This window comes from Putridiphycobacter roseus (genome assembly GCF_003234935.1).
In the GTDB taxonomy this organism is placed as follows: domain Bacteria; phylum Bacteroidota; class Bacteroidia; order Flavobacteriales_D; family Crocinitomicaceae; genus Putridiphycobacter; species Putridiphycobacter roseus.
In genome coordinates this window covers 15560-41250 of record NZ_QKSB01000002.1, presented here as the reverse complement: position 1 = coordinate 41250, position 25691 = coordinate 15560, and the positions used below count along the sequence as shown (strand labels likewise).

Genomic DNA, 25691 nt, shown 5'->3' with positions numbered 1-25691 from the left:
TTATCCTACGGCGCTGTATAAGGTGTATTTTTCTTGTTTTGTATTTAAGAACACTTCTACATTTAAAAGAATGCCCATGGTGTTCACTATTTTATAAGTCAATTTATAAATACCAGAAGATTCTTGCTTGATTTCTGTTAAATCCATAGAAATGATTTTGTCAAAATCAGGACATATAAATTGGTCTTCAGTTGAATTGCCACAGAAGAATTCGTTTACAAATCTAACGGAGTCATTTTCCATCATACCGACCAATTGCTCTGCTTTGTAATTAGGTTCTACATGGTCAATAAAGTGGGGCATTTGGTGTTGCTCAACTACCGTTTCTAGGTGAGTAGAAAATTTAATGATATTTTTTTTACTTATTTCTGAGTCACCCGTAAATACTACAGATGACGCACAACTACTTAAAAAAAATAAAACAAATCCTAAGAAATGTATTTTTTTCATAGATTAAAATTTAACAGCACTTGCTCTACAGTGCTAGAATTAGGGTAAAAATTTATTATTTTCTGAATGACTCTATCCACTACTGCATCTGGACAAGAAGCACCGCTTGAAATGATAATTTTCTTTGGTAAATCCCTTTCAAATACATTAGTTGTATTCATCTTCTTTCCAATATAGTCAAAATGCTTTAAATGACCTACTTCATTCAACTCATTTTCGTCTTGAATATAATAAGTTGGAAACTTTTCAGCTAATAATTCTACCAAATGGCTAGTATTTGAACTGTTGTACCCACCGATAACTATGGCTAAATCCGCTGATTCTTTGAGTAGTTCTAAAGTAGCAGATTGATTGTCATTGGTTGCATAACATAAGGTGTCTCTGGTGTTCGCAAAATGATTTTTAATAGCAGTGCCATACTTTACTTCAAATATGCCATATAAGTAATCTGTTATAGCTTGGGTGTCTGAAGCCAACATGGTAGTTTGGTTGACAACACCAATTTTTTCAAAATCTTTTTCTGGATCAAATCCAGCACTAACGGCATGACCAAATTCTGCATTAAATGCCGAAAGAGGTCTGATTCCTGCAATAAATTCAGCCAATATTTTCGTTTCTGCCATGTTTTTTACCACCACAGATTTGGCATAGGCTGATGCATGTGAAAAGGTAGCCCTAGTTTCTTCATGATTGTTCTTGCCATGAATGATTACGGTATAATCATCTTCCCCTAGTTTTTGAGAGCGTTTCCATACTTTTTCAACAAAAGGGCAAGTGGTATTGTATTTCTTAGGTGAGATACCTAGATCTTCTAATTGATTTTCAATAGCAATGGTAGTACCAAAAGCAGGAATGATTACTATGTCATTTGGGGTTAATTCTCCCCAAGGTATGATTTGGTTCCCCTTTGTGTCTTGTAAAAATTTCACACCATAAGACTGCAGGTCTGCATTTACTCCAGCATTATGAATCATTTCACTCAGTAAGTAAATTCGTTTATTAGGATTCTCAGCAATCGCTTTGTAGGAAATTTCAATGGCATTTTCAACACCATAACAAAATCCAAAATGTCTTGGAATAATAAATTCTAGCCCACCAAAGTCAAGCCGAGTAGGAGTGAAGTCCTTCTTCCTAGGGTCCTCCTGTTTTCTGAAATTTTTAACCTTGCCTAAAATAGGAGATTTATAATATGTTGGAATGTCGAATGTTTTCATGTGCCTTGCTTAGTACAAATATAGGTATTCTCTTGCAGGTAGAAAAGAGCAGAAAAAAAAAGAAAAAGAGGCTAATTTATATTCGAAAAATGAGTATGAAATATGGCGCGATTTTTGCAGTAATATTCCTTGTATGCGAAGCATGACAATGGCTAGCGGAAAATGTAAAATAAGTAATTTAACAATTATTTAGGAAAGGTTTCCCAACCAATACCGTCAAATTTGCGTATATATAAATAGACAAGGGAATATTAATTTAATTTTTAAGAGGAGATGAGACAGCTAAAAATAGCCAAACAGGTAACGAACAGAGAGACTGCTTCGTTAGATAAGTATTTGCATGATATTGCAAAAAAAGAAATGGTGACAGCTGAGGAGGAAGTAGAATTGACCAATAAAATAAAGCAAGGCGATCAAGTAGCTTTAGATAGATTGGTGTCTGCCAACCTAAGGTTTGTAGTTTCTGTAGCAAAACAATATCAAAATCAAGGACTAACATTGTCAGATTTAATTAACGAGGGAAATATCGGTTTAATTAAAGCTGCCAAACGATTTGATGAAACCAGGGGGTTTAAATTTATCTCCTACGCCGTATGGTGGATTCGTCAATCTATTTTACAAGCTTTAGCAGATCAAGCTAGAGTGGTTAGGTTACCATTAAATAAAATTGGAACCATAGGTAAAATGAATAAAGCATATTCAAAAATTGAACAGGACTTAGGTAGAACGCCTACTGCACAAGAGATTTCAGATTATATGGAAATTTCTTTAAAAGATGTAAAACAAGCCATGCAATCTTCAGGTAAACATGTTTCCATGGATGCGCCTTTGGTAAGTGGGGATGATAATTCATCTAATATGTATGATTTATTGCAAAATACAGAAAAGCAAAGTCCAGACAATGTGATCATGAAAGAGTCTTTAGAGCAAGAGATTGAAAGATCCTTGAGTACTTTAAAACAAAGAGAAGCAAGCATTATTCGACTATATTATGGTTTAGGAGGTAAAGCCTCTTTAACTTTAGAAGAAATAGGCGATTTATTTGAATTAACACGGGAACGTGTACGACAAATTAAAGAGAAAGGAATTCGCAGAATGCGTCAAGCTAGCCGAAGTAGAATGTTAAAAGCATACTTAGGATAAGCAAATTCCCGTTTTTTGGTTTACAATTAAATCCTTCAACTTAAAGTTGAAGGATTTTTTTATGCTTAATACTGTTCTTTATCGTTTGGAAAATCTTTGCTTCTCACATCCTTGATGTACATTTGAAAAGCATCTAACATCTCGTTATGTAAGTTTTTGTACTTTCTTAAAAATCTCGGGTTGAATTCATTGTTGATTCCCAACATGTCATGTACTACTAAAACTTGACCGTCTACTCCGTTTCCAGCACCAATTCCAATGATTGGAATTTTGACGTGTTGGGCTACTCTTGCTGCTAAATCTGCAGGTATTTTTTCAACAACTATTGCAAAACAACCTGTTTCTTCCAGTAATTGCGCATCCTTAATTAGTCTATCGGCTTCGTCTTCGTCTTTTGCTCTTACTGTATATGTTCCAAATTTATAAATAGATTGAGGCGTTAAGCCTAAATGTCCCATAACAGGAATACCAGCTGTTAAAATTCTGGAGATAGAATCAATAATTTCTTTACCACCTTCCATTTTCACCGCATGTCCACCAGATTCTTTCATAATTCTGATGGCGGAATGCAAGGCTTGCTTAGAATCCCCTTGGTAAGAACCAAAAGGCAAATCAACAACTACCAAAGATCTTTCAATTGCTCTCACAACAGAAGATGCATGATATATCATTTGGTCTAAAGTTATTGGCAAGGTAGTTTCATGACCAGCCATCACATTTGAAGCGGAGTCACCTACAAGTATAATATCAATACCTGCTTCATCTAAAATTTTAGCCATTGAAAAATCATAACCAGTTAACATGGCTATTTTCTCACCATTGTCCTTCATTTCTTGAAGTACATGGGTAGTAATTCTTTTTACGTTTGAGTGTACTGACATAGCGTATGCTTTTTAATATAAGTTTAAATTTAGGAATAATTATGGAGTAGACAAGGATACAGGAATTACCTTTCCATTTATCCAATGGTGCGCGTTTAAACCAAAGTCAGCAATGTATGCTGCCATATCAGTAGCCGAAACAGGCGCTTCATATCCTGGAAAAGCTGCTGCTAACATTTCAGTTTGTACTGCACCAAGTGCTAAACAATTAGCTTTAATTCCCAAGGCTTGCATTTCTTCCGCTAAACATTCCGTAAAACTAGCCACTGCTGCCTTTGAGGATGAGTAAGCACTTAGTCCCGCAAATTTTGAGCTGCCTTGAAATCCGCCCATGGAGCCAATGTTTACAATATGGCTGTTGGGTTGCATAAAAGGAATACAAGCTTGACAAGCTTCCATAATTCCAATGACGTTTGTGTTAAATTGTGCGGCAATATCCGCTCTGTCTAATGCTAAAAAAGGCTTGTTTACTAAATACCCCGCATTGTTTATTAGTAAATCAATAGGTGCTCCCGTTTCTTTTAATAAAGCACTTAGTGATTTTTTAAAATCTAATGCATTCAAATCCATTGATCTTACTGTCAGTGTGTCAGCAGAAATTTTTAATAAACTGTCCGTTTGGCGTGAAATGGCCAAAACTTGGTTTTCTTTTACCAATTGTTTAACTAAGGCTAAACCAATTCCGCGACTAGCCCCTATGATTACAATGTTTTTCAAAAGAAATGTTTTTAGTATTCGTCAAAAGATACTACTACCTTGTCTGTAACAGGATGTGCTTGACAAGTTAATATAAATCCATCTGCAACTTCTTCTGGCTCTAATGCGTAATTTAAATCCATCACCGCTTTGCCCTCAATTACTTTTGCTCTACAAGTACAACATACTCCGCCCTTACACGAAAACGGTACATCTGCATCTGCATCTTGTGCCGCTTGTAAAATATTTTTTCCTTTTGAACTTAAATCAAATTGGAATTCTTCATCATCAATAATAACGGTAACAGAAGCGTTTACATCTGGAATTGGTTCATCTGAAGAGTTTTCAGCGCCAGTTACCTCTTTTACTGGTGTGGTAAATAATTCGAAGTGAATGTTTTTACTGTCTTTTCCTTTTCCTACAAAATAATCATTTACTGCTTGAATAATTGATTCTGGTCCACAAGAATAAATATCATCAATATTTTTATCGGCTAAATAGGCTTTGTCTATCGCTTCAATTTTTGCTTTGTTTATTCTACCAGATAAAACATCATTGGCACCTTCTTCTCTGGTTAAAACATAGTGTAAATCAAAATTATTGTTAGCACTTGCTAATGCATCTAATTCATTTTTATAAATAGTTTCTATACCTGATTTATTACCGTAAAATAAGGTTGCCGTACTGCCATTATTAGCATTTAATATATTTTTAATAATAGAAATGATTGGTGTAATACCACTTCCTGCGGCAAAAAAGGCATAGTTTTTAGTCCCATCCGATTTTAATACAAAGTTTCCTTGAGGAGCTAATACTTCTATTTGGTCGCCCGCTTTTAAATTTTGAGCATAAGCAGAAAAAGTGCCATTTTCCACTTTTTTTATAGCAACAGTTACTGTTCCTTCATGTGGTGCAGAACTAATAGAATAAGAACGACGAATGTCCTCGTTATTAATCGTGGTTTTTAAAGTCAAGTATTGCCCTGCTTTAAAGTGAAAATCATCTTTTACATCCGCTGGAATGGTAAAAGAAATGGAAACAGTATCGCTTGTTTCTTTTACTACTTTATCTATGGTTAATAAATGAAATTTTGTATTCATGCTTAAAAATTTTTTTGTAAAAATAATTGTTATCTATCAATTGAGCAGACAATATAGGTTAAAATATCAAAAATAGTTACTTATCGATTTGTGCGACCGTTAAAATATTAGCTTTTACGATACCATCTCTATCTATTTCTGTCAATTCTACTTGTCTAATTTCGTTGACTAATGAAGCATCAAAAGGTATTTTAACTTTCACATAATTTTCGGTAAAGCCATACATGGTTCCTTCGTTTTCTTCTCCTTCAAAAAGCACAGATTTTTCTAAGCCCAACTGAGATTCGTAGAATGCTCTTTTTTTCTTTTCTGAAAGAATTTGAAGTTGCCTACTCCGTGCTCTACGAATATTCAAAGGTACTGCTTCTGCCATTTTACGGGCAGTGGTATTTGCTCTTTCTGAATAGGTGAAAACATGAAGATATGAAATGTCTATGGACTGGATGAAATCAACTGTTTTCAAAAATTCTTCTTCAGTCTCTCCAGGAAAACCAACAATAACGTCGACTCCAATACACGTGTTGGGCATAAGTCGCTTAATCGTGTTTACTCTTTCTACATACAAATCGGTTAAATATTTACGACGCATGGCTTTTAAAAGTGTGTCTGATCCGGATTGTAATGGAATATGGAAATGGGGTAGAAACCTTTTTGATTTGGAGACAAATTCAATAATTTCATTACTCAAAAGGTTCGGTTCAATACTCGATATTCTGAATCTTTCAATGCCTTCAACATCATCTAATGCAACAACTAAGTCTTTAAAGTTTTCTCCCTCTCCTTGACCAAAGTCTCCAATGTTAACACCTGTTAGTACGACTTCTTTTATTTTTGTTGCCGCTATTTTATTTGCTTCTAAAACGGTTTCCGCAACCGTGGCATTTCTACTTTTTCCTCTCGCAAGTGGTATGGTACAAAAAGTACAAAAGTAATCGCAGCCATCTTGTACTTTTAAAAAGGAACGGGTACGGTCGCCATAACTAAATGATGGTATAAAATCCGTCGTCTCCTTGATGTTGGCGTTTTCAATTTTTGCGACCTCGTTTTTTTCAAGTTTTTCTATATGGTCTAGAATGTTGAACTTTTCATTTGCACCCAATACCAAATCAACACCATCAATTTCTGCTATTTCTCCTGGTTTTAATTGGGCGTAACAGCCAATCATGGTCACAAAAGCATTAGGGTTTATTTTCAGCGCCTTTTTAACTATTTGTCGGCATTTTTTATCTGCATTATCTGTTACGGAACAGGTGTTGATAATAAAAATATCCGGTCGATCTGTAAAATCTACTTTTGCAAAACCTTGATTTTCAAAATTTCTTGCAATGGTTGATGTCTCTGAAAAATTCAGTTTACAACCCAATGTATAAAACGCTACCTTTTTATATTGACTCATATCTTTTGCAAAGATAAGGAATTGTAATTAGTCCGTGTTCACTGTTTATTCTAAAAAGTAAATGAAGGGTTAAAAACAATATAGCCAAGGCAAAAAAAAACACCTTTTACTTTATGTAAAAGGTGTTTTTTGTTTTCTCAAAGAGAAATATTTTTATCGTTTAAAGCGCTTCGAAGGTTAATTCTTCTCTTGGCTCAGGTTTTTTAAATTCACCTGATTCCCATAAATCACTTATCTTTCCTAAGGCTGCACTCATCCCATCTTGAAATTTCTCAAAATCTTCTTTGTATAAAAAAATCTTGTGCTTCTCAAATTCAATACGATCTGAGTCATCACCATTATATTTACGTTTACTTTCTGTAATCGTTAAATACAAATCATTTCCTCTTGTTTTTTTTACATCAAAAAAGTAAGTTCTTTTTCCAGCCTTTACCTTTTCAGAAAAAACCTCGTCGTTTCTCTCGTTCATCTTCCCTTTCGTTTTAATAAATTTATAAGATAACAAATGTATCATTGTAAACTTAAAATCCAAAAAAAAAGGTGTGTAAATTCAGTAACTTATAGTAATTCTTTCTTTACATTTTGAATATACTGGAGGATATCTCCTTTTTTTTGAGGTTCAAACCATTCAATAGCAGTGTTCTTTTTAAACCAAGTCAATTGTCTTTTGGCATATCGTCTTGAGTTTCTCTTGATTAATTCAATGGATTTTTCAATGGGAATGATTCCTTCAAAATAATCAAAAAATTCTACATAGCCAACGGTTTTTAAGGCCGTATGGAAGCGAAATGGGATAAGTGATTTAACTTCTTCTTCCAACCCCTTTTCCATCATGATATCTACTCGTTCATTGATACGATTGTAAAGTATTGCCCGATCTGTATTTAATCCAATCCAAATGGGGGTGAAGTTTCTTGCTTGCGCAGTAGATTTTCTATATGCCGTGAATTTATTTCCAGAAACTTCAATTACCTCAATAGCCCTAATCATTCTAGCATGATTATTTTTATTGATAAATTCAAAAACTTCAGGGTTGTGTTCATTTAAGTAATCTTGTAATGGTTTTAATCCTTCAGTACGGTGTGTTTGGATCCATTTTTCTTTAATGGCAGCATTTTTTGGCATTGCATCAATACCATATACTAAAGCGTCGATATATAGGCCGCTACCTCCTACCGCAATGCATACATCATTGGTCTTAAATATTTGATCTAGTAGCGCCAAAGCTTCTTTTTCATAAATACCTGCGGTATATTCTTTTTCAATAGTATGTGAATCAATAAAATGATGTGTTGCCATTGCAAGTTCTGCTGCAGATGGTTTGGCCGTACCAATCGAGAGTTCTTTATAGAATTGTCGCGAATCAAAAGAAATAATTGGGCATTTATAAAACTGCGCCAATTCAATGCTCATAGCTGTTTTACCAATTGCAGTGGGCCCAGCAACAATAATTAGTTGTTTATTTTTATTGTACTTTGGTTTTATTTTAGTTTGAACAGAAAGCATGATAATGTTTAAGTTATTGAATCATTATTTTATCACCATAAAATTTGGGCTCTACACCAATGAGAATATCAATTACTGCTTTAGTTCTTGCTAAAACTTCTCTTAATCTTAATCTGAAACTACTAGCATGACTATAATTTCCAGTGGCAAATCCTATGGCTGCAATATCGTGTTCTTTGGCCAAATACAAAGCTCTTTCTATATGAAATTTTTGAGAAATGATAATTAATTTAGATTGTCCAAAAATAGCTTTTGCTCTAACCACGGAATCCAAGGTTCTAAATCCTGCATAATCTAAGAATATTTTATTGGCCGGAATTCCAGCTTTGATTAAATCATTTTTAAAGGTTTCAGGTTCGTTGTATTGGGTGTTACCGTTATCGCCTGAAACCAGTACAAATTGTATTTTTCCAGCATGGTATAATTTGGTGGTGCCATCTATTCTTTGTTGGTAATAGCTGTTGATGCTTCCCCCTTTCCTGTATTTCGAAGTCCCTAAAACCATGCCTACTTTATGGGCTGGTATGTTTTTTATCGCTGAATAAATTAAGTTACTTGTGCTAGATTTAATATAGTAGTCTGCGGAAAAGACAAATAATGGAAAAATTATTATACAACTAATCACTAACTTTTTTAACCATTTAAAATAAGGTTTATTTGTCATTTTTTTCAGGATAAGCATGTTTGTACTCTGTGTAACGCTCCATTATTTCAGCTACATAATCGAATGTTTGACTACCACGCATATAACCATATTTTACTGCAGGATGATTGTAATATTTTGGGCGAGATAACCCCAATACCATTGAGTCAACATTTCCAAACCAAATGTTGCTGTCTTTTTTAAAATAGGGAGCCAAAGCTCTAGCGTCAATAATATGTGCGCTTCCTGCATTATAAGTCGCTAAAGTAAAGTAAGTTGCTTCTAGAGAGTCAGGTATAATAGCTAACCATTGTTTGTAGTTTTTATTTAGCTTTCGAATACCGGCCTTAATTTGAGCTTTTACACTAGAGCCAGGTCCAATACCATAGGATGCGGCGGTAGCGGGCATAAATTGGAAAATACCAAATGCGCCAGCCCATGAAATTTTATAAGTTTCAAATTTGGATTCTTGGAAAATTAAAGCAGAGATTAATCGCCAATCCCATCCTATTTTGGATGCCCCCCTTTTTATGATGTTATCATAGGGGGAAAGTTGGTTGCCACTACTACTAGAGTATTCGGAGCCGGCTTTGTTTGGTAGCCGCTTTCGGTGAAAATATTTTCTTTTTACCTCTGCAATAGTAGATTTGTTTTTTTTGTCCGCTAACCAGTAATTTAATGTGTCAATTAATTGGTTGGAATTCAGTCTTGCAGCGAATGCGATTTCTTCATCCGAGCTTAGTTTTAATTCAATATTGAGGTTGTCCCAATATATTTGGTTGATTTGGGCAATGTTTTCATCTGTAATCGTATAGTCCAACAGTCCTTTGCTAACTAGTCGTATTATTTCTTCCGTAGAAATGTCACCATCTAACGGTACAATATTCATGTTCAAATTTAAGGCTTCATTAATTTTTTTTATCTGTGTTAAATGAGTGGATTGACTCCATACAGAAATTGTTTTGCCTGCCAATTGCTCTAATTCCGTGATTAAAGGGGGAGGAGGGATGCTGTCTTTTTTGGGGTCGTATTTTTCTGGTATTCGTTGAATTAATACTTGGTGTGATATTAAATGTGGTGTAGAAAAATTGACCATTGCAGCCCTTTCAGGTGTGACTGTTAAATTGTACGCAATTAAGTCTCCCTCAAAATTATAAAGTTTGGTAAAAATGGAATCAAAGTTATGGACAGTTTTAATTTGTAGTCGAATGTCCATGTCCTTTGTAAATTCATGGAGCAATTCATATTCATAGCCCATATTCTTACCCTTGTAAATAAAATAAGATGCAGGTCCATTCTCAGCCAATACGGTTAATACCCCTCTTTTTTCAATTTCTTTCCAATCTACTTTTTTTGGTCCCGACCTTAAGCGGAATCTTTGGCTATCACAAGCAAATATAGATAGGGCAATCATAAGAAAAAGGGAAACTCTAACCATGACTACGAATATACTTAAAAAGTGTGGACATAAAAAAAGGTTGCTATTTTTTAATAGCAACCTTTCGTGTTTAATGTAGTTAATTGAATTTATTTTTTCAATAAATCTCTAATTTCAACTAATAATTGTTCTTGAGTTGGTCCAGCTGGTGCAGCAGGTGCCTCTTCTTTTTTCTTTTTTGATTTGTTGTACGCTTTTGTAATCATAAACAATACAAATCCAACAATAATTAAATTGATAATGGTATTGATCCATTTACCATATCTAATTGCATTTTCTGTAACAGCTTCTGTAACTATCGCTCCTGAATCATCAGTAACAGCAGGTACAGCTTCGGTTAATACTAATTTTAAATCTGCAAAATCTACTCCTCCAGCAAAATGACCTACTACAGGCATAATAATATCATTCACAAATCCATTCACTACAAGGCCAACTGCGCCCGCTAAAATTACAGCGACTGCAAACTCGACCACGTTGCCGGTCATAATAAACGCTTTAAACTCTTTTAACATAATTTTTATTTTTTTATAAGGTTAAGTCGACAAATATAATAGAATTTATGATATAAATCAGTTTTGTTGAATATGAACGTCCATTTGCGGGAATGGGAAATTAATTCCTTCATTACCAAATTCTTTGTAAATTCTTTCGTTCATGCTAAAGAAAATATCCCAATAATCTTCTGTTTTACCCCATACTCTTAAGGTAATATTAACTGAGCTGTCAGCTAAAGCTATAAGACCAATAAAAGGTGCAGGTGTCTTTAGAATTCTTTCATCTTCTTCAATGAACTTTAGCATCATGGCTTTAGCAGTGTCATAGTTGTCACCATATGCGATACCTATGGTAAAGTCAACTCTTCTGTTTTTTTCCATGGTAAAATTAGTCATGTTGCCATTCGCCATGGCCCCATTTGGAATTATTACTGTCTTATTGTCGTTGGTTAAAAGTATGGTATTGAAAATTCCTATTTCTTTTACAGTACCCATCTCTCCTTGTCCTTGCATAAAATCACCAATTTTGTATGGGCGAAATATTAATATCATTACACCTCCAGCTAAGTTGCCCAAGGTGCCTGAAAAAGCCATACCAATTGCCAAACCTGCAGCACCGATTAATGCAACAAATGAGGTCATTTCAATACCTAATTGGCCCATAGCCGTGATTACAACTAATACTTTTAAGGTTACCGATATTAAACTGACTAGAAATTTACTTAAAGAAGGATCAAAGTCTTTTTTAGCGACTAATTTAGCTATGAACTTTGTGATTCTTTTTACTATAAAAAGTCCCACTACTAAAATTAGGACTCCTGCTAATAAGGAAGATCCGTATTCTACTAACTTATCGAACCACCAATCCATATTGGTATATTTGGATGTTCCTGTTAATTCTGTAGCTTTGTCTGACATATTTTTTAAGTTTACTTTTTAATTATAAGGCACAAATATACACAACGATTATGTTTTTTATTTTATCTAAGATTTTTTCTTTTATGTTACATCCTTTTTTTTGGATAATACTGTTCTTTATTCTAGCTTTTTTTTTAAAAAATGAAAAGTGGAAAAAATGGAGCTTTAAATTTGGACTAGCTTTTATATTGTTTTTTTCAAATACTGTTATTTTATCTGAGTTTATGAGGGGGTGGGAAATCGCTGGTCAAAAAGTAGAAAGTGTTGGCCATTATGATGTAGCTGTTGTGCTTGGTGGTATGTCCGAATATAATAATGATTTGGAGCGATTGAGTATCAGGAGGGGCGGGGATCGATTATGGCAGGCCTTACAGCTTTATTATGCGAAAAAAGTCGATAAAATTTTGATTTCAGGTAATAATGGTCACCTCATAGATAGAGGATTGTGTGAGGCAGTTCAGTTCAAAGAAGATTTAATAAAAATGGGCGTTCCAGCGCAAGATATACTCGTAGAAGCTAATTCAAAGAATACACATGAAAATGCGACGGAAACTAGGAAGTTGATTAAAGAGAACCAAAGTATAATCCTGGTAACTTCTGCTTTGCACATGAAAAGAAGTATTGGGTGTTTTAAAAAGGCTGGATTTAATAACTTCGCTACCTTTTCAACCGATCATTATACGGGCAAAAATAGAGGGTACTATTTAGACCAATATTTTATTCCATCTGCTTCCGCTATTGTAGAATGGAACGCTTTGATAAAAGAATGGATCGGTACATTGATGTATTGGATGATGGGTTATGTTTGATTTTGTTGCATCCAACCTTAGTATTTAAATTTAATCCATTGGGTTTCTAAATCAAGAAAACACCAATGAATGACTACTAGTCGATTTGAAGGCGAAACATATTTTTTATCCACTTTAGGAATGGGACATCTCAAAAACATAATTTTTGTTAGTCAGTAAGGGGCATGGTTTTTAATATCAAATCATAGCTCATTAGTAAAGGAGGTTAAAATCACGATATGGGTGCGTTTAACTTCCTTATTAATAGTAGTAATTATTCCAACAACGACTACCATAAATGGAAGTCAAGTCAACTATTTTTTGATAAAATCACATGCTGATTACTCAAAATATGGGCATACTTAGCAGTCTGATGGAAATGACACTTTCTTAGTTTGCCATTTCACTCATAAACTTAATCCGCATTAAACGCAATTGCTCTTCGTCATAGTCACCATCAAACTCTTCAAAAGCTTCCTTTAAATTGTCTGTTTCGGCTTCTCTGAAATATTCGTAAATTTCTTCTTGCTCGTCTTCATCCATCATGTCATTGATATAATAATCAATGTTGATTTTTGTGCCTGATGCCACTATGGCTTCAATTTCGTTTATGATTTCGTCTACTTCTTTGCCATGGGAATTGGCAATAGCATCCAAAGGCATTTTAATATCTACGTTTTTTATAATGTGGACTTTAAGTCCCGATTTATTGATCAATGACTTGACTACAAAGTCTTGTGGTCGGTCAATGTCATTCTCGTCCACATAAGTTTTAATTAGTTCTAAAAATGGTACGCCATATCTAGCTGCTTTTCCCTGTCCAACTCCTACAATATTTGCTAATTCTTCTTTATTGATAGGGTACTGGATGGCCATGTCTAATAGAGAAGGCTCTTGAAAAATAACAAATGGTGGAACATTTTTTTGTTGAGAAAGTTTTTTTCTTAAATCCAATAGTAGTTTATAAAGGTTTTCGTCAGAAACCATATTATTACTACCTTTTGAGTTCATCATAAAATCTTCTTCACTCTCTGCTGCATAATTATGCTCTTTTAATAGCATAAATGATACAGGATTTTTCATGAAAGCCTTTCCTTCTTCTGTTAATTTTAAAGTGCCGTAAGTTTCAATTTCTTTGGTGAGTAAATTGGATACCAAACATTGACGGGAAACTGCATTCCAAAAACCGACATCATGCGCGCTTCCTTTACCAAACAATGGAAGTATATCATGTTTGTAGGCAATAATATCCGAAGCTTGAATACCAGATAAAAAATTACAAACATATTTTGCCTTTTGTTGTTGTTTTAGAGCTTTTACGGCTTCTAAAAACATTAAGACTTCGTCTTTACCTTCAATTTGTTCCCTCGGATTTTTACAATTGTCGCAATGCTTATCACACCTTTTTTCATCAAAAGATTCTCCAAAATAATGTAAAATATATTTACGCCTACAGACAGAAGTTTCTGCGTAGGATACAATTTCATGGAGTAATTGTTTTCCAATTTCTTGTTCTGCAATTGGCTTGCCATGTAAAAATTTCTCTAATTTTTCAATGTCTTTATAACTGTAAAATGTTAAACAGTGCCCAACACCACCATCTCTTCCTGCTCTACCAGTCTCCTGGTAGTAGGATTCAAGACTCTTAGGGATGTCATGGTGAATGACAAATCGAACATCAGGTTTGTCAATTCCCATTCCAAATGCAATGGTTGCAACAATAACATCTACGTCTTCCATTAAAAACATATCCTGATGCCTTGCCCTTGAATTAGCATCTAGTCCAGCGTGGTAAGGTAAAGCATTGATACCATTTACTTGTAGTATTTCCGCAATTTCTTCTACCTTTTTACGACTAAGACAATAGATGATCCCCGACTGATTCGGTTTTGTTTTAATGAACTGAATAATTCTTTTTTCAACTTCTATTTTTGGTAAAACTTCATAAAATAAATTATCTCTATTAAAGGAAGCTTTAAAAATAGTGGCATCCAACATGTTTAAATTCTTTTGAATGTCGTATTGCACTTTAGGAGTTGCGGTAGCAGTTAAAGCTATAATAGGTACATTACTAATCGCCGCAAATATTTCTCTTAATCTTCTATATTCTGGCCTAAAATCATGTCCCCATTCCGAAATACAATGCGCTTCATCAATAGCAAAGAAAGAAATTTCAACAGAAGTTAAAAAATCTATATTCTCTTGCTTGGTTAATGATTCTGGAGCAACATAAAGTAATTTAGTCTTGCCATTTACTACATCTTCTTTTACCTTTTTTATCTCCGTTTTATTCAAGGAAGAGTTTAAAAAATGGGCAACATCATCCGACTCACTCACATTTCTTATCGCATCTACTTGATTCTTCATTAAAGCGATTAATGGAGATACAATAATGGCTGTTCCTTCCGACATTAATGCAGGTAGTTGATAGCACATGGATTTCCCACCGCCAGTTGGCATGATGACAAATGTATTGTTGCCAGATAGCACGTTCAAGATAATCTTATCCTGAAATCCTTTAAATCCATCAAAGCCAAAATATTTTTTTAATGCTCGGTTTAATTCCTCTTTAGATACTAATTCCATTATTTAAAAACTCAAATTTATAAGGTTGATATGAAAATTGGGTAGTAATTTTTAATTTTCATTATAAAGGTAGGGATATTGATTTGAGTTTTCACGTATATTTTGGAAAAAATGTTAACGAATTGTTAAACTTTTTGAAATTGCTTAGGTGTGTATTATATTTGTAGGGAATAAAAAATTACAATCATGAAAAAAGTATTATTATCATTAGTATTATTAGCTGCTGCAACTGTAGGTTTTAACAACAATTCAATTGCACAAGAAGCAACAACTAACCAAGTCGTAAGTGGACCAGAACTTTCTGTTGACAAAGATGTACATGATTACGGAACTATTGAAAACGGAGCGAATGGTGTTTGTGTTTTTACAGTAACTAACACTGGTAATTTACCGTTGATCATTTCTTCTTGTAAAGGATCTTGTGGTTGTACTGTTCCTACTTGGCCAAAAGAACCAATCGCACCAGGAGCAACTGCTGAGATTAGTGTGAAATATGACACAAAAAGAACTGGACCAATTAACAAGTCTGTAACAATTACTTCTAATGCTGTACAGTCACCTAGAAAAGTAGTAAGAATTAAAGGGGAAATTAAACCTAAACCTGCAGGTTCTGCACCAGTAAATGGTGGACCAACAACACAAGGTTAAAAAAATAGGAAGCTATTCCTAGTAATAGTCTTATCTTTAAGTACCGCTTCTGTTTTAAATAACGGGGCGGTACTTTTATTTATAAGTAAATCGTACATATACCCTAATGCGGAAGTAGGCGTGATTCTCTAGGGTGAATTTGAAAATACAATCAACGATTGTCTTCGTTAATTTTGGCGCGACTTTTACTAAAGTGATGTTTTCCCATAAAGCCATTTTTCTAGAGGAGATGGCGCTTGAACAAATTTTATTTGATCCCAAGGGTAAGTAGATCTCCTACATAAAATCGTAGAGTTTTTTTACCAAATCAGTGATAAACCGATTGAAATAAAAATTAAGGTAACCGTTATTCCGAAAAGTTAAACTTGGTTCATTTTGTCGACAATACAAATGGTTTCTTTTGCTTCTTTTACATCATGTACCCTTAAAATGGATGCGCCATTCAAGCATGCTATCGTGTTTATTGCAGTGGTAGCGTTTAGTGCTGCGTCTGCTGAAATGTTTAATAGTTTATTTAACATGGATTTTCTGGATGCGCCTATTAAAATTGGATGTCCTAATGCTTTAAGTTGGGCTAAATTTTTGACGGCTTCGTAATTTTGATCTAATGTTTTACTAAAGCCCAGACCCGGATCTATAATAATGTCTTTAACTCCCGCAAGTTTGGCTTTGTTAATTTGAATAGAGAAATACAGGGCTAAATCGGGTAAGAGATGCGCATAGGTAGTGTCTTTCATCATGTTTGTGGCGGTGCCTCGCATGTGCATCATGATAAATGGGGCTTTGTGTTTGGCAGCAATGTGGAAAATCTCACTTTCTTCACAACCACCGCTGATATCGTTAACGATACATGCTCCTGCTTTTAATGCTTCGTCTGCAACAGTTGATCGAAATGTGTCAATGGATATGGGGAGAGTGGGGAATTTTTTATGAATGCTTTTTATGGCAGGAAGTACACGTGATAACTCCTCTTCTTCTGTTACAAAATCAGCACCTGGCCTGCTAGAAAAACCACCAATATCAATGATGTCTACTTTTGCGTCTACCATCTCTTTTGCTTTTTTTAAGAGAATGTCTTCATTTTTGACCCTATTCCCTTCAAAAAAACTATCTGGCGTGGTGTTTAAAATGCCCATGACTATTGGGTGTGTAAAAACTCTTAAATTACCTTTCAAATTCAAGCTAAAATTTGGGCTAAAAATAGTATCTTTCACGGCTGAATAATATCTGAATTAATATAATGTCTAAAACTATTGACCAATATAAAAAAGTTATTGATAGATGTCGCTCTATTTTTACTAAAAAAGCGCAAGATTATGGAACGTCTTGGCGGATTTTAAGAGCGAGTTCGCTTACAGATCAAATTCTGATCAAAGCGCAACGCATCCGGACTATCCAAGAAACAGGCGTAAATAAAGTAGGTGAGGATGTAGAAGGAGAGTTTATAGCTATTGTTAATTATTGCGTAATTGGATTAATCCAATTATCTTTAGGTGCTGGAAAAGAAGAAGTTTCTGTGCCTAAGGCAATTTTATTATATGAAGAAAAAGTGGCGGAAGCATTTGAGTTAATGTGTAATAAAAATCATGATTATGGAGAGGCTTGGAGAGATATGCGAGTTTCTTCACTTACGGATATGATTTTGATGAAGATTATGAGAACAAAGCAAATTGAAGATAATTTGGGCGAAACTATCATTTCTGAAGGTGTAGATGCGAATTATTTAGATATGTTGAATTATGCAGTTTTTGCAATGATACAAATGGATGAATTAAAAAATATATAAAACAAAAAATGAGTTTAAGAGATAATAAAATTGAAATTGAAGGAAGATCCCTGCTGTTGAATATATTGGCAATTATTATTAATGTAATTGGTGTGTTTTTTATAGCAAAAGGGTTTCATTTAAGTGCAGGTGAAAACAGTGTCCTATATAAAATAATTGGTTTTGTACTTTTTGTTATTGGATTAGGTGGATTAACAGCGCTAAAAGGAATGTTTATGTTTTCCTATGTTGCACGCGTCTTCGTAGGTGGTTTATTTATAGTGTCTGGATTAGTAAAGGCTAATGATCCATGGGGTTTTGCGTTTAAGTTAGAAGAATACTTTTCTCCAATGGGTTTGAGTTATGATTTTCCATTTTTTGAAAGTTTTACCCCTTATGTTTTAGAATTGTCTATTCTTATATGTATTGTCGAAATAGTATTAGGCGTGGCCGTAATTGTAGGCGGTAAAATTCGTTTGACTTCTTGGCTGCTTGTCTTCATGATGCTATTCTTTTCTTGGTTAACTTATTATACTTATTCTTGCGTAGAAGCGAACGAATTGTTGCGAGAAATGGGAGAGTTAACAGTGCGGGATTGTGTGACGGATTGTGGTTGTTTTGGAGATGCTTTAAGAGGTTCGGTGGGACGTTCATTAACACCTTATGAGTCTTTTTGGAAAGACCTTGTGTTGTTTTATTTTGTCATTATTATTTTTATCAATCAAAGAAAAATAGAGCAAAATACTTACAAGGAGAATTGGGTGATGGCGCCAAGTAGTTTATTGGTCGTTATTTTCTTTTCTTGGGTCTTTGGATGGTATTTCCCTATTATTTTTTACATACTCACGCTGTTGGGCGCTTATATTGTCGGTAATATGAATATTGGTAAGATTGCAAAACCATGGAAAATGGCTGTTTTTGTTGCCTTTACTTCCTTTTTGTTTTCTATGTATACCACTAATTATTTACCAATTAAAGATTATAGGGCTTATCAAGTTGGGAATAATATAAATGAACAAATGAATATGGGAGTAGCGGAAGTTGTTGCCTATAAATTGGTCTATAAAAATAAACAATCAGGCACAGAAAAAGAATTTGATTTAGGAGAATACGAAGTGTATGGTGATACCAGCCAATGGGTATATGTAGATAGAAAAGAAACGTTGATTTCTGCTGGTGTTGATGCACCTATTTATGATTTTGTTTTGGTGACGGATTACGAAAAATTGCCAAAGGAAGTACTTGCTAATCCAGTTTTAGATTCCCTTGTTCAATTAGATTTTGAAAGCTATTATGAAGAAAAATTAGTCGTGAAATCAAAACTCGGTGTGGATACGATTAGTAAATATGACTATCAACCTTACTTTATACCACAAGCAACGGAACCGGATGAAATAGATACTATATTTTATACAAAAATGGATGAATTCTATGGTTTAATGGATCCTTCAGCGCACTATAAAGTAGATGTCACCCAATATATATTAAGCTTAGATAAGGTGATTTTAATGACTATAAGAGATATTGAATCCTATAATAAGTCTAGTATTAGTGACTTAAAGAAGGTGTTGGCCGGTGCGAAAAAGAATAATATTCCGTTTTATATTCTAACACCAGCTACGCAAGACCAAATGGATGAGTTTAGAACAGTAAATGAATTTGATGCACCATATTTATCTATTGACGGTACAGAAATAAAAATTATTGTCCGTTCTAATCCTGGATTATTAATCCTAAGTAATGCAACAGTATTAGACAAATGGGGAAGTAAAAGTATTCCCGATTTTGAAAAATTAACAGAAAAATTTGAAAATTAAATGAAAAAATATATCATTGGAAATTGGAAAATGAATTTGGATTATGCCGAGGCAAAATCCCTTTTGCAAGAAGTTGCGAAAGCGCAGGATTCGTTTGATAAAACAGCTGAAATTGTTGTATGTCCACCCTTAGTATACATTAGTGTGTTTCATGAATTATTGAAAAATAATGAATGGATAAAGTTAGGTGCTCAAAATGTATATTGTGAGAATAACGGAGCCTTTACTGGAGAAGTTTCTCCAACTCAATTAAAGAGTATGGGCGTGTCTTATGTGATTATTGGTCACTCGGAAAGAAGACAGTATTTTGGGGAAGACAATAAAATGTTACTGGCGAAAGTAAAGGCAGTCTTAAAACAAGGGATGACACCAATATTTTGTTGTGGTGAACACCTACAAGTTAGAAAAAGTAACGTTTTTAAAGAATTCGTTATGAAACAAATTGAAGATGTACTTTTTGAACTTAGTGCAGATGAAATGCAAAAAGTTATCATAGCCTATGAACCTATTTGGGCCATTGGTACTGGGCAGACTGCTACTGCAGCGCAGGCACAAGAAATCCATGCATTAATTCGTTTAAGACTTGAAAAACAATTTGGAGCAAAAGTATCCACACAAGTTCCTATTATATATGGTGGCAGTATGAAACCAGATAATGCAGGAGAACTATTGGGACAAAAAGATATTGATGGTGGATTAATTGGTGGTGCCTCTCTAGATGCAGAGAGTTTTGCAGCTATAAGTAAAGTAAGTGAATGAATTATATTGAACTAAATATTGAATTTAAAACATTAGAACCTTGGCGCGAAGTGGTAATGACTGAGTTGGCTGAAAATGGTTTTGAAAGTTTTGTGGATACTAAATTAGGCTTGAATGCCTACATTAAAGAAGAAGGCTATGCCTTAAATGTTACAGAAATATTGGCGCCTTTTTCAGCTCAAATTGAACATTTTCATGAAAAAGAAATTGTAGATGAAAATTGGAATGCAGCTTGGGAATCTAATTTTGATCCCGTTTTTGTAGGAGAGCAATTGGCTATTTTAGCACCCTTTCATGAAGATGATGGCAGTAGAGAATTGGTGATTAGAATCCAACCGCAAATGTCTTTCGGTACCGGTCATCACCAAACGACTTGGTTAGCTTCGCAAAAAATGCTTAGCCTAGACTTGAAAGGTAAAAAGGTGTTGGATATGGGGACAGGAACAGGAGTACTTGCTGTTTTGGCTGAAAAACTTGGAGCAATCGAAATATTTGCACCTGATATTGATACATGGGCTTTTGAAAATGCCAAAGAAAATTGTACGTTAAACCAAACCAAACACGTAGAAGTTGCGCTTGGTGGGGCTGAACTATTAAAAAATATGGCCTTCGATTTAATCATAGCCAATATCAATAAAAATATACTGTTAGATCAAATTGCAACTTATGCAAAGGTGGCTGCGCCAAACGCAACTTTATTAATGAGTGGCTTTTTTAGCACCGACGCACCAGATTTAATTGAGCATGCAAATAAATTTGGCTTCATTTTTGAAAAAGCATACCATAAGGATGAATGGGCCCTATTGAATTTTAAAAAAATATAAGAACATGAAAAATTTACTTATCGGATTTATTTTATTAATTTCTTTTCAAGGAATTGGACAAAACTTTTCTGCTGATCCAGAATCGTTTATTAAACAGGTCGATAAGTATTTGTCTGCGATAAATCGCGGAAAAACTAAAGCTTTTATTGAGGAGTTTACACCCGTGTGGATGAATGAATTCTCTCCTGCTTACCGTTCAAGAGTCGTTTCAACTTCTAATTTGATTTTAGAAAAAAGATTGTCGGGTTACCCTGACTTGTATGGCTACCTTTTCTCTGCATATAGTTTTGTGAAAAATAAACAGCCTGCAGAAAGTTTTGAGTCTTGGCATGCTACTATTGATAAGTTGTTACAATCGAAAAAAGTACAATCCTTTAAAGAGTTTATAGAAACATGCGCGGGTTTGTTCGATAATGGTGTAATATTTTCTAATACCCGACACGAATGGATGGTTGCAGGTGGTACTTATCAATTTGATTTTATCAAAAATAAGCCGGAAATTCAATTTAATGATGTTAAACTGAAATGCTTGGTCATTAATAAAAATCAATCCCGTAAGGCCGACAAGTATTCTGATTCAACGGTATTGTACCATACTACTGGCGTCTATCAACCACTGATTGAAAAGTGGGAAGGTAGAGGTGGTGAAATAAATTGGGCGAAAACAGGTTTGGATCCGTTAAAAAATAAAGCGAGTATTACCGATTATACCATGTCCTTAAAAGCGACAAAAATAAGTTCCGATAGTGCTTTTGTAAATACTGATTTCTATGATAGACCTTTATGGGGCTCCTTTACCGATATGGCTAAATCAGATATTAAAGATGGTAACTACGATTATCCACAATTTATCTCTTTTAGTAAAAAAATTGTCAAAAAAAATATCTTAAAGGATGTGGATTATGTGGGTGGTTTTGCCTTGAATGGTTCTAATTTTATTGGTATAGGTCTAGATAATGAACCTGCTTCGCTTATTTTTTTTAAGGATAATAAAACATTTGTGAAAGCAACTGGCATGCGTTTTAGTATTAATCAAAAAGGAGTTTATGTAGAGGATTGTCGTACTACTTTGTATTTAAATGCTGCTGATTCTATTTTTCACCCAGGCCTAATCCTGAAGTATGATATTGAAAGTATTGAAATGTCTAGAGATAAAGAAGGATTGGCCCAAGCGCCCTTTTCTAATTCTTTTCACCAGTTAGACATGTACATGGATAAATTGGTTTGGCGAAAATCAGACAATAATTTGACCCTAGAATGGAATTTTGGATCCAATAATAAAATTGCAAAATTCGAATCCAAAGAATATTTTAATGCCCGACTTTATAGTCAAATTCAAGGTATGAACGCTACCCATCCATTGGTAGCTGTTTACAAATATTACTATAAATATGATAAAGAGACTTATCCAATCAGTGAAGCGGCAAACTTTATGGGGCTGTCGACTAATCAAATTGTACCTATCTTACTAGACCTTTCTAATTTGGGTTTTATTACTTACAATAGCCTAGATAAAACCATTACTATCTTACCTAAAACTAAAAAGTATATTGATGCTAGGGCAGGGAAAACAGATTATGATGATATTGTGTTTATTTCAGACTTTAATCAAATTACAAAACAACCAGCAACCAATCCTGATGGAACGGAAAATAAGGATGCTGCCAGTTTTAACGAAAGAGCAGATAGATTAAACAAAAGAAAATTTGAAAAAATGAATTTTGGAACCATTAATCTGGTTTCTTTAGATTTAAGCTTAAATGAATTGGATCCGATAAAACTATCGACTGCACAAAGTGTTGTGGTGTTTCCAAAAAATGGTGAAATATTACTTCAAGAAAATAGAAACTTCCTTTTTGAAGGTGCAATTTCTGCTGGTAAAGCAGAAGTCTATTTAGATAATGGCGCTTTTAATTATAGCGATTTTAAAATTAATCTGTCTGAAGTTTCTGCAGCCTTATTTAGGGTTAGACCTATATTTGGAGGCGGTACGAATTTTATACCCATGACGTCTCACTTGTCAAAATTTGAAGGAGAATTATTGATTGATAATGCAGATAATAAGGCTGGAAATAATAGTAAAATCACTAATTACCCGATTTTAAGTACTAAGAAAAACGCTTATATTTATTATAATCACCCTTCCATTTTCAAAGGGACTTACGATAGTGCCTCTTTCTACTTTAAGTTAGATCCTTTCGAATTTGATAGTTTGGATAATTTTAGTGAACAAAATGTTGCTTTTGATGGAGAAATGCGCTCTTCAGGAATTTTCCCCGTATTTAAAGAAAAGATAAGAATACAAGAGGATTATGCTTTTGGATTTAAAACGGTCGCACCAGCAGAAGGTTATCGCTTTTATGGTAATGATGCCAAGTATAAGAACGACATAAGGTTAAGTAATAGAGGTTTGAGAGGGTCTGGTGAAATTAATTTCTTAACCTCTAACACTAAAAGTGAAGATTTTGTGTTTTTTGCGGATTCAACTATGGGGGTGTCCAATTTTATCAACACTTCACAAAGTAAGGCGGATGGATTGGATGTGCCAGATGTAATTGCTAGTAATGCTTTGGTGACTTATATTCCAAAACAAAAAATACTAAAAACGGAGTCGAAAGATGAAAGTATGTATTTGTACAATAGCGAGGTTGTAATGGCAGGGAGAACTATATTAACACCACAAGGGATGACAGGGTTAGGTGCTACTTATTTTGGAAAAGCAGAGTATAAGTCCAAACAATTTGAACTTAAACAAACAGAAATAAATGCGGATACTGCTGATTTTAATTTGGCAGATATTGATACCGTAATGAATAAAGAAATTGTTTCTTTTGAAACGATTAACGTTAAAGGGCATGTGGATTTTAAAGAACGTGTAGGTAGATTTGAAAGTAATGATGGTACTTCAATTGTAAACTTTCCGGAGAATCAATACATCTGTTATATGGATGTGTTTAATTGGTTGATGGATGATGATCAGTTAGACATGGAGAAAAAAGATTTAACTATTGAATCTGATTTGGACATTGCAGAATCCAACTTCTTCTCTGTACACCCAAAACAAGATTCCTTAAATTTTCGATCGCCAAGGGCAAATTTCGACATAAAATCGAAAGTTTTAACGTGTAACAAGGTCGATTATATTGATGTGGCAGATGCACGGATTACACCAGATAATAATATAATCATTATTTATAAAAAAGCAGTAATCGACCCAATGGAAAATGCGGTAATTGTTGCCAATTTTATTACAAAATACCACCAAATCATTAATGCAAATGTGGATATTAAAGCAAGAAGAAAGTATAAAGCTACTGGCGATTATACCTTTATTGATGCCAATAAAAAAGAACAATTGATACATTTTGATGAGATTAGTTTAGATTCAGCCTATCAAACCACAGCGACGGGTAAAATTGCGAGTGAAACGAACTTTAAGTTAAGTGATCAATTTGACTTTTATGGTAACGTTAAATTGAAGGCTTCTACCAAGTACTTAACTTTTGATGGGGCAACTAGAATTAACCATAATTGCGATCAGTTTGCGAAAAACTGGATGAAATTTACCGCAGAAATAGATCCTAACAATATTTTAATTCCGGTGAATGAAAAAATGAAAGATTTGGAAGGTAATGATATTGCAGTGGGCTTAATTCTAAGAAATACTTCGGATTACGACAGTCTTGGCGTTTATCCTGCTTTCTTGTCTTCTCTTGAGAATAAAACGGATAAGGTATTGTTTACTTCTTCGGGTGTGTTAACTTATAACGACCAAGCAAAAGAATATAGAATTGCTAGTTCAGAAAAGTTAATTAACCGTGCTGAAAAAGGAAACTATATTAGTCTGCATACCCAAAGTTGTTCCATGAAAGGTGATGGTATAGTGGATTTAAACATAGATATTCCAGATGTTGCATTATATACAGTCGGAAATATAGAATACATTGCGGCTACCGGAATAACATCCATGAATTTGTCTGGTAGTATTGCACACTTTTACGATAAAAAAGCAATGGAGTTTATGTCGAATGGAATTCTAGCAACTGAAGGATTAGCAGGTATCGACTTTAATAGGACTTCCCTGGAGCAATCTATCAAAGAATTGGTGGATGAAAAAACCGCAGAAAACTTCAAGTCTGATTATACCATCAAAGGCGAAATTAAAAAGGTGCCAAAGGAAATGGAAAAACCTATCTATTTTACCAATCTTAAATTACAATGGGACAATAGAAATAAAGCATTCTTATCTAAACCTATTTCTGGAATCGCAAACTTATATGAGGTGCCAATCATGAGAGATTTTACGGTTAAGTTTGCGATAGCTTATTCCGTTAAAAACGCTGATAGAGGCGATAAGTTGATGTATATGGTCGACCTACCTGGAAATACTTACTATTATTATAACTTTGAAAGACTAAAAAAAGATACTAAATTGCAAGTTTTTACGACAGATAAATTGTTAGAAGCTTATTTATTAGCGCTTAAAGAAGATAAAAGAAAACAGAAGAAATTAGGGTATGAGTTCAGTAATAAAACTATCTACATTGCGCAGTTCAAAAGTTTATTTGGCGAGTAAGTATTTTTGTGTTTAATTTTTGAACCTTTGTTGATTAAGGCCGTAT

Annotated in this window: 22 protein-coding genes; 8 read left to right on the top strand and 14 right to left on the bottom strand. The window is 34.1% G+C overall.

Annotated elements, in window-relative coordinates:
• On the bottom strand, nt 1–450 hold the full coding sequence (locus DNU06_RS03925) for a hypothetical protein (protein WP_111061926.1): 450 nt from the start codon (nt 448–450) through the stop codon (nt 1–3).
• On the bottom strand, nt 447–1664 hold the full coding sequence (locus tag DNU06_RS03920) for a 4-hydroxy-3-methylbut-2-enyl diphosphate reductase (RefSeq protein ID WP_111061925.1): 1218 nt from the start codon (nt 1662–1664) through the stop codon (nt 447–449). The genes DNU06_RS03925 and DNU06_RS03920 overlap by 4 nt, the downstream gene beginning before the upstream one ends.
• 273 nt (nt 1665–1937) lie before the next feature.
• Between DNU06_RS03920 and DNU06_RS03915 the strand changes: the two genes are divergently transcribed.
• Nucleotides 1938–2807 carry a sigma-70 family RNA polymerase sigma factor gene (locus DNU06_RS03915; RefSeq protein ID WP_111061924.1) on the top strand — a complete coding sequence of 290 codons (870 nt, stop codon included), beginning with the start codon at nt 1938–1940 and terminating at the stop codon, nt 2805–2807.
• A 65-nt stretch (nt 2808–2872) separates the two neighbouring features.
• Here DNU06_RS03915 and panB read toward each other — a convergent pair whose 3' ends face one another.
• The 10 genes from panB to DNU06_RS03865 all read right to left on the bottom strand — a co-directional run bounded on the left by panB (nt 2873) and on the right by DNU06_RS03865 (nt 11882).
• On the bottom strand, nt 2873–3688 hold the full coding sequence (gene panB, locus DNU06_RS03910) for a 3-methyl-2-oxobutanoate hydroxymethyltransferase (RefSeq protein ID WP_111061923.1): 816 nt from the start codon (nt 3686–3688) through the stop codon (nt 2873–2875).
• 39 nt (nt 3689–3727) lie between these two features.
• The gene (locus tag DNU06_RS03905) at nt 3728–4405 is read right to left on the bottom strand and encodes an SDR family NAD(P)-dependent oxidoreductase (RefSeq protein ID WP_111061922.1); all 678 of its coding nucleotides are present in this window, start codon (nt 4403–4405) and stop codon (nt 3728–3730) included.
• Between the two features lie 11 nt (nt 4406–4416).
• Nucleotides 4417–5484, bottom strand: a complete 1068-nt coding sequence (locus DNU06_RS03900) for an FAD-binding oxidoreductase (RefSeq protein WP_111061921.1) — start codon at nt 5482–5484, stop codon at nt 4417–4419.
• 76 nt (nt 5485–5560) lie between these two features.
• Nucleotides 5561–6880, bottom strand: a complete 1320-nt coding sequence (mtaB, locus tag DNU06_RS03895; RefSeq protein WP_111061920.1) for a tRNA (N(6)-L-threonylcarbamoyladenosine(37)-C(2))-methylthiotransferase MtaB — start codon at nt 6878–6880, stop codon at nt 5561–5563.
• 160 nt (nt 6881–7040) lie between these two features.
• Nucleotides 7041–7349: a DUF3276 family protein gene (locus DNU06_RS03890; RefSeq protein ID WP_199398986.1), complete on the bottom strand. Its 309-nt coding sequence runs from the start codon at nt 7347–7349 to the stop codon at nt 7041–7043.
• Between the two features lie 89 nt (nt 7350–7438).
• Complete coding sequence (gene miaA, locus DNU06_RS03885) at nt 7439–8386, bottom strand: tRNA (adenosine(37)-N6)-dimethylallyltransferase MiaA (RefSeq protein WP_111061918.1); 948 nt, start codon at nt 8384–8386, stop codon at nt 7439–7441.
• A 13-nt stretch (nt 8387–8399) separates the two neighbouring features.
• Nucleotides 8400–9050 carry a SanA/YdcF family protein gene (locus tag DNU06_RS03880; protein ID WP_111061917.1) on the bottom strand — a complete coding sequence of 217 codons (651 nt, stop codon included), beginning with the start codon at nt 9048–9050 and terminating at the stop codon, nt 8400–8402.
• Entirely contained in the window at nt 9040–10443 is a 1404-nt protein-coding gene (locus DNU06_RS03875) for an MltF family protein (protein WP_233502940.1), read from the bottom strand. The genes DNU06_RS03880 and DNU06_RS03875 overlap by 11 nt, the downstream gene beginning before the upstream one ends.
• A 113-nt stretch (nt 10444–10556) precedes the next feature.
• Nucleotides 10557–10982 carry a large conductance mechanosensitive channel protein MscL gene (mscL, locus tag DNU06_RS03870; RefSeq protein ID WP_111061915.1) on the bottom strand — a complete coding sequence of 142 codons (426 nt, stop codon included), beginning with the start codon at nt 10980–10982 and terminating at the stop codon, nt 10557–10559.
• Between the two features lie 57 nt (nt 10983–11039).
• Nucleotides 11040–11882 carry a mechanosensitive ion channel family protein gene (locus DNU06_RS03865; RefSeq protein ID WP_199398985.1) on the bottom strand — a complete coding sequence of 281 codons (843 nt, stop codon included), beginning with the start codon at nt 11880–11882 and terminating at the stop codon, nt 11040–11042.
• Between the two features lie 224 nt (nt 11883–12106).
• Here DNU06_RS03865 and DNU06_RS03860 point away from each other — a divergent pair, with 224 nt between their 5' ends.
• On the top strand, nt 12107–12691 hold the full coding sequence (locus DNU06_RS03860; protein WP_158526808.1) for a YdcF family protein: 585 nt from the start codon (nt 12107–12109) through the stop codon (nt 12689–12691).
• 369 nt (nt 12692–13060) lie between these two features.
• Here DNU06_RS03860 and recQ read toward each other — a convergent pair whose 3' ends face one another.
• Nucleotides 13061–15256, bottom strand: a complete 2196-nt coding sequence (recQ, locus tag DNU06_RS03855) for a DNA helicase RecQ (protein WP_111061913.1) — start codon at nt 15254–15256, stop codon at nt 13061–13063.
• A 186-nt stretch (nt 15257–15442) separates the two neighbouring features.
• Here recQ and DNU06_RS03850 point away from each other — a divergent pair, with 186 nt between their 5' ends.
• The gene (locus DNU06_RS03850; RefSeq protein ID WP_111061912.1) at nt 15443–15904 is read left to right on the top strand and encodes a DUF1573 domain-containing protein; all 462 of its coding nucleotides are present in this window, start codon (nt 15443–15445) and stop codon (nt 15902–15904) included.
• Nucleotides 15905–16263: 359 nt separating this feature from the next.
• Here the strand turns inward: DNU06_RS03850 and folP are convergent, their stop codons facing one another.
• A complete protein-coding gene (folP, locus tag DNU06_RS03845; RefSeq protein WP_455430986.1) occupies nt 16264–17118 on the bottom strand; it encodes a dihydropteroate synthase in 855 nt (284 codons plus the stop codon).
• 26 nt (nt 17119–17144) lie between these two features.
• On the opposite strand from folP, the gene DNU06_RS03840 reads away from it, so the two are divergent.
• From DNU06_RS03840 to DNU06_RS03820, 5 genes are read left to right on the top strand one after another with little or no spacing between them, the layout of a single operon-like run.
• On the top strand, nt 17145–17690 hold the full coding sequence (locus tag DNU06_RS03840; RefSeq protein ID WP_111061910.1) for a DUF1599 domain-containing protein: 546 nt from the start codon (nt 17145–17147) through the stop codon (nt 17688–17690).
• An 8-nt stretch (nt 17691–17698) separates the two neighbouring features.
• Nucleotides 17699–19486 (top strand): DoxX family protein, encoded by a 1788-nt coding sequence (locus DNU06_RS03835; protein WP_111061909.1) that lies wholly within the window; start codon nt 17699–17701, stop codon nt 19484–19486.
• Nucleotides 19487–20245 carry a triose-phosphate isomerase gene (tpiA, locus tag DNU06_RS03830; protein WP_111061908.1) on the top strand — a complete coding sequence of 253 codons (759 nt, stop codon included), beginning with the start codon at nt 19487–19489 and terminating at the stop codon, nt 20243–20245. It begins immediately after the preceding gene.
• Nucleotides 20242–21069, top strand: a complete 828-nt coding sequence (gene prmA, locus DNU06_RS03825) for a 50S ribosomal protein L11 methyltransferase (RefSeq protein ID WP_111061907.1) — start codon at nt 20242–20244, stop codon at nt 21067–21069. Before tpiA ends, prmA begins: the two co-directional genes overlap by 4 nt.
• 4 nt (nt 21070–21073) lie before the next feature.
• Nucleotides 21074–25645, top strand: a complete 4572-nt coding sequence (locus tag DNU06_RS03820; protein WP_111061906.1) for a hypothetical protein — start codon at nt 21074–21076, stop codon at nt 25643–25645.
• The last annotated feature ends 46 nt before the right edge of the window (nt 25646–25691 follow it).

What these genes read in the sequence shown, in the direction of transcription:
- mscL (WP_111061915.1), bottom strand. Translation starts at nt 10,982, where the DNA reads ATGTTAAAAGAGTTTAAAGCGTTTATTATGACCGGCAACGTGGTCGAG.
- DNU06_RS03880 (WP_111061917.1), bottom strand. Translation starts at nt 9,050, where the DNA reads ATGACAAATAAACCTTATTTTAAATGGTTAAAAAAGTTAGTGATTAGT.
- DNU06_RS03835 (WP_111061909.1), top strand. Translation starts at nt 17,699, where the DNA reads ATGAGTTTAAGAGATAATAAAATTGAAATTGAAGGAAGATCCCTGCTG.
- DNU06_RS03840 (WP_111061910.1), top strand. Translation starts at nt 17,145, where the DNA reads ATGTCTAAAACTATTGACCAATATAAAAAAGTTATTGATAGATGTCGC.
- DNU06_RS03820 (WP_111061906.1), top strand. Translation starts at nt 21,074, where the DNA reads ATGAAAAATTTACTTATCGGATTTATTTTATTAATTTCTTTTCAAGGA.
- DNU06_RS03875 (WP_233502940.1), bottom strand. Translation starts at nt 10,443, where the DNA reads ATGATTGCCCTATCTATATTTGCTTGTGATAGCCAAAGATTCCGCTTA.
- mtaB (WP_111061920.1), bottom strand. Translation starts at nt 6,880, where the DNA reads ATGAGTCAATATAAAAAGGTAGCGTTTTATACATTGGGTTGTAAACTG.
- miaA (WP_111061918.1), bottom strand. Translation starts at nt 8,386, where the DNA reads ATGCTTTCTGTTCAAACTAAAATAAAACCAAAGTACAATAAAAATAAA.
- tpiA (WP_111061908.1), top strand. Translation starts at nt 19,487, where the DNA reads ATGAAAAAATATATCATTGGAAATTGGAAAATGAATTTGGATTATGCC.
- panB (WP_111061923.1), bottom strand. Translation starts at nt 3,688, where the DNA reads ATGTCAGTACACTCAAACGTAAAAAGAATTACTACCCATGTACTTCAA.
- DNU06_RS03900 (WP_111061921.1), bottom strand. Translation starts at nt 5,484, where the DNA reads ATGAATACAAAATTTCATTTATTAACCATAGATAAAGTAGTAAAAGAA.
- recQ (WP_111061913.1), bottom strand. Translation starts at nt 15,256, where the DNA reads ATGGAATTAGTATCTAAAGAGGAATTAAACCGAGCATTAAAAAAATAT.
- DNU06_RS03865 (WP_199398985.1), bottom strand. Translation starts at nt 11,882, where the DNA reads ATGTCAGACAAAGCTACAGAATTAACAGGAACATCCAAATATACCAAT.
- DNU06_RS03915 (WP_111061924.1), top strand. Translation starts at nt 1,938, where the DNA reads ATGAGACAGCTAAAAATAGCCAAACAGGTAACGAACAGAGAGACTGCT.
- DNU06_RS03850 (WP_111061912.1), top strand. Translation starts at nt 15,443, where the DNA reads ATGAAAAAAGTATTATTATCATTAGTATTATTAGCTGCTGCAACTGTA.
- prmA (WP_111061907.1), top strand. Translation starts at nt 20,242, where the DNA reads ATGAATTATATTGAACTAAATATTGAATTTAAAACATTAGAACCTTGG.
- DNU06_RS03920 (WP_111061925.1), bottom strand. Translation starts at nt 1,664, where the DNA reads ATGAAAACATTCGACATTCCAACATATTATAAATCTCCTATTTTAGGC.
- DNU06_RS03860 (WP_158526808.1), top strand. Translation starts at nt 12,107, where the DNA reads ATGAGGGGGTGGGAAATCGCTGGTCAAAAAGTAGAAAGTGTTGGCCAT.
- DNU06_RS03890 (WP_199398986.1), bottom strand. Translation starts at nt 7,349, where the DNA reads ATGAACGAGAGAAACGACGAGGTTTTTTCTGAAAAGGTAAAGGCTGGA.
- DNU06_RS03925 (WP_111061926.1), bottom strand. Translation starts at nt 450, where the DNA reads ATGAAAAAAATACATTTCTTAGGATTTGTTTTATTTTTTTTAAGTAGT.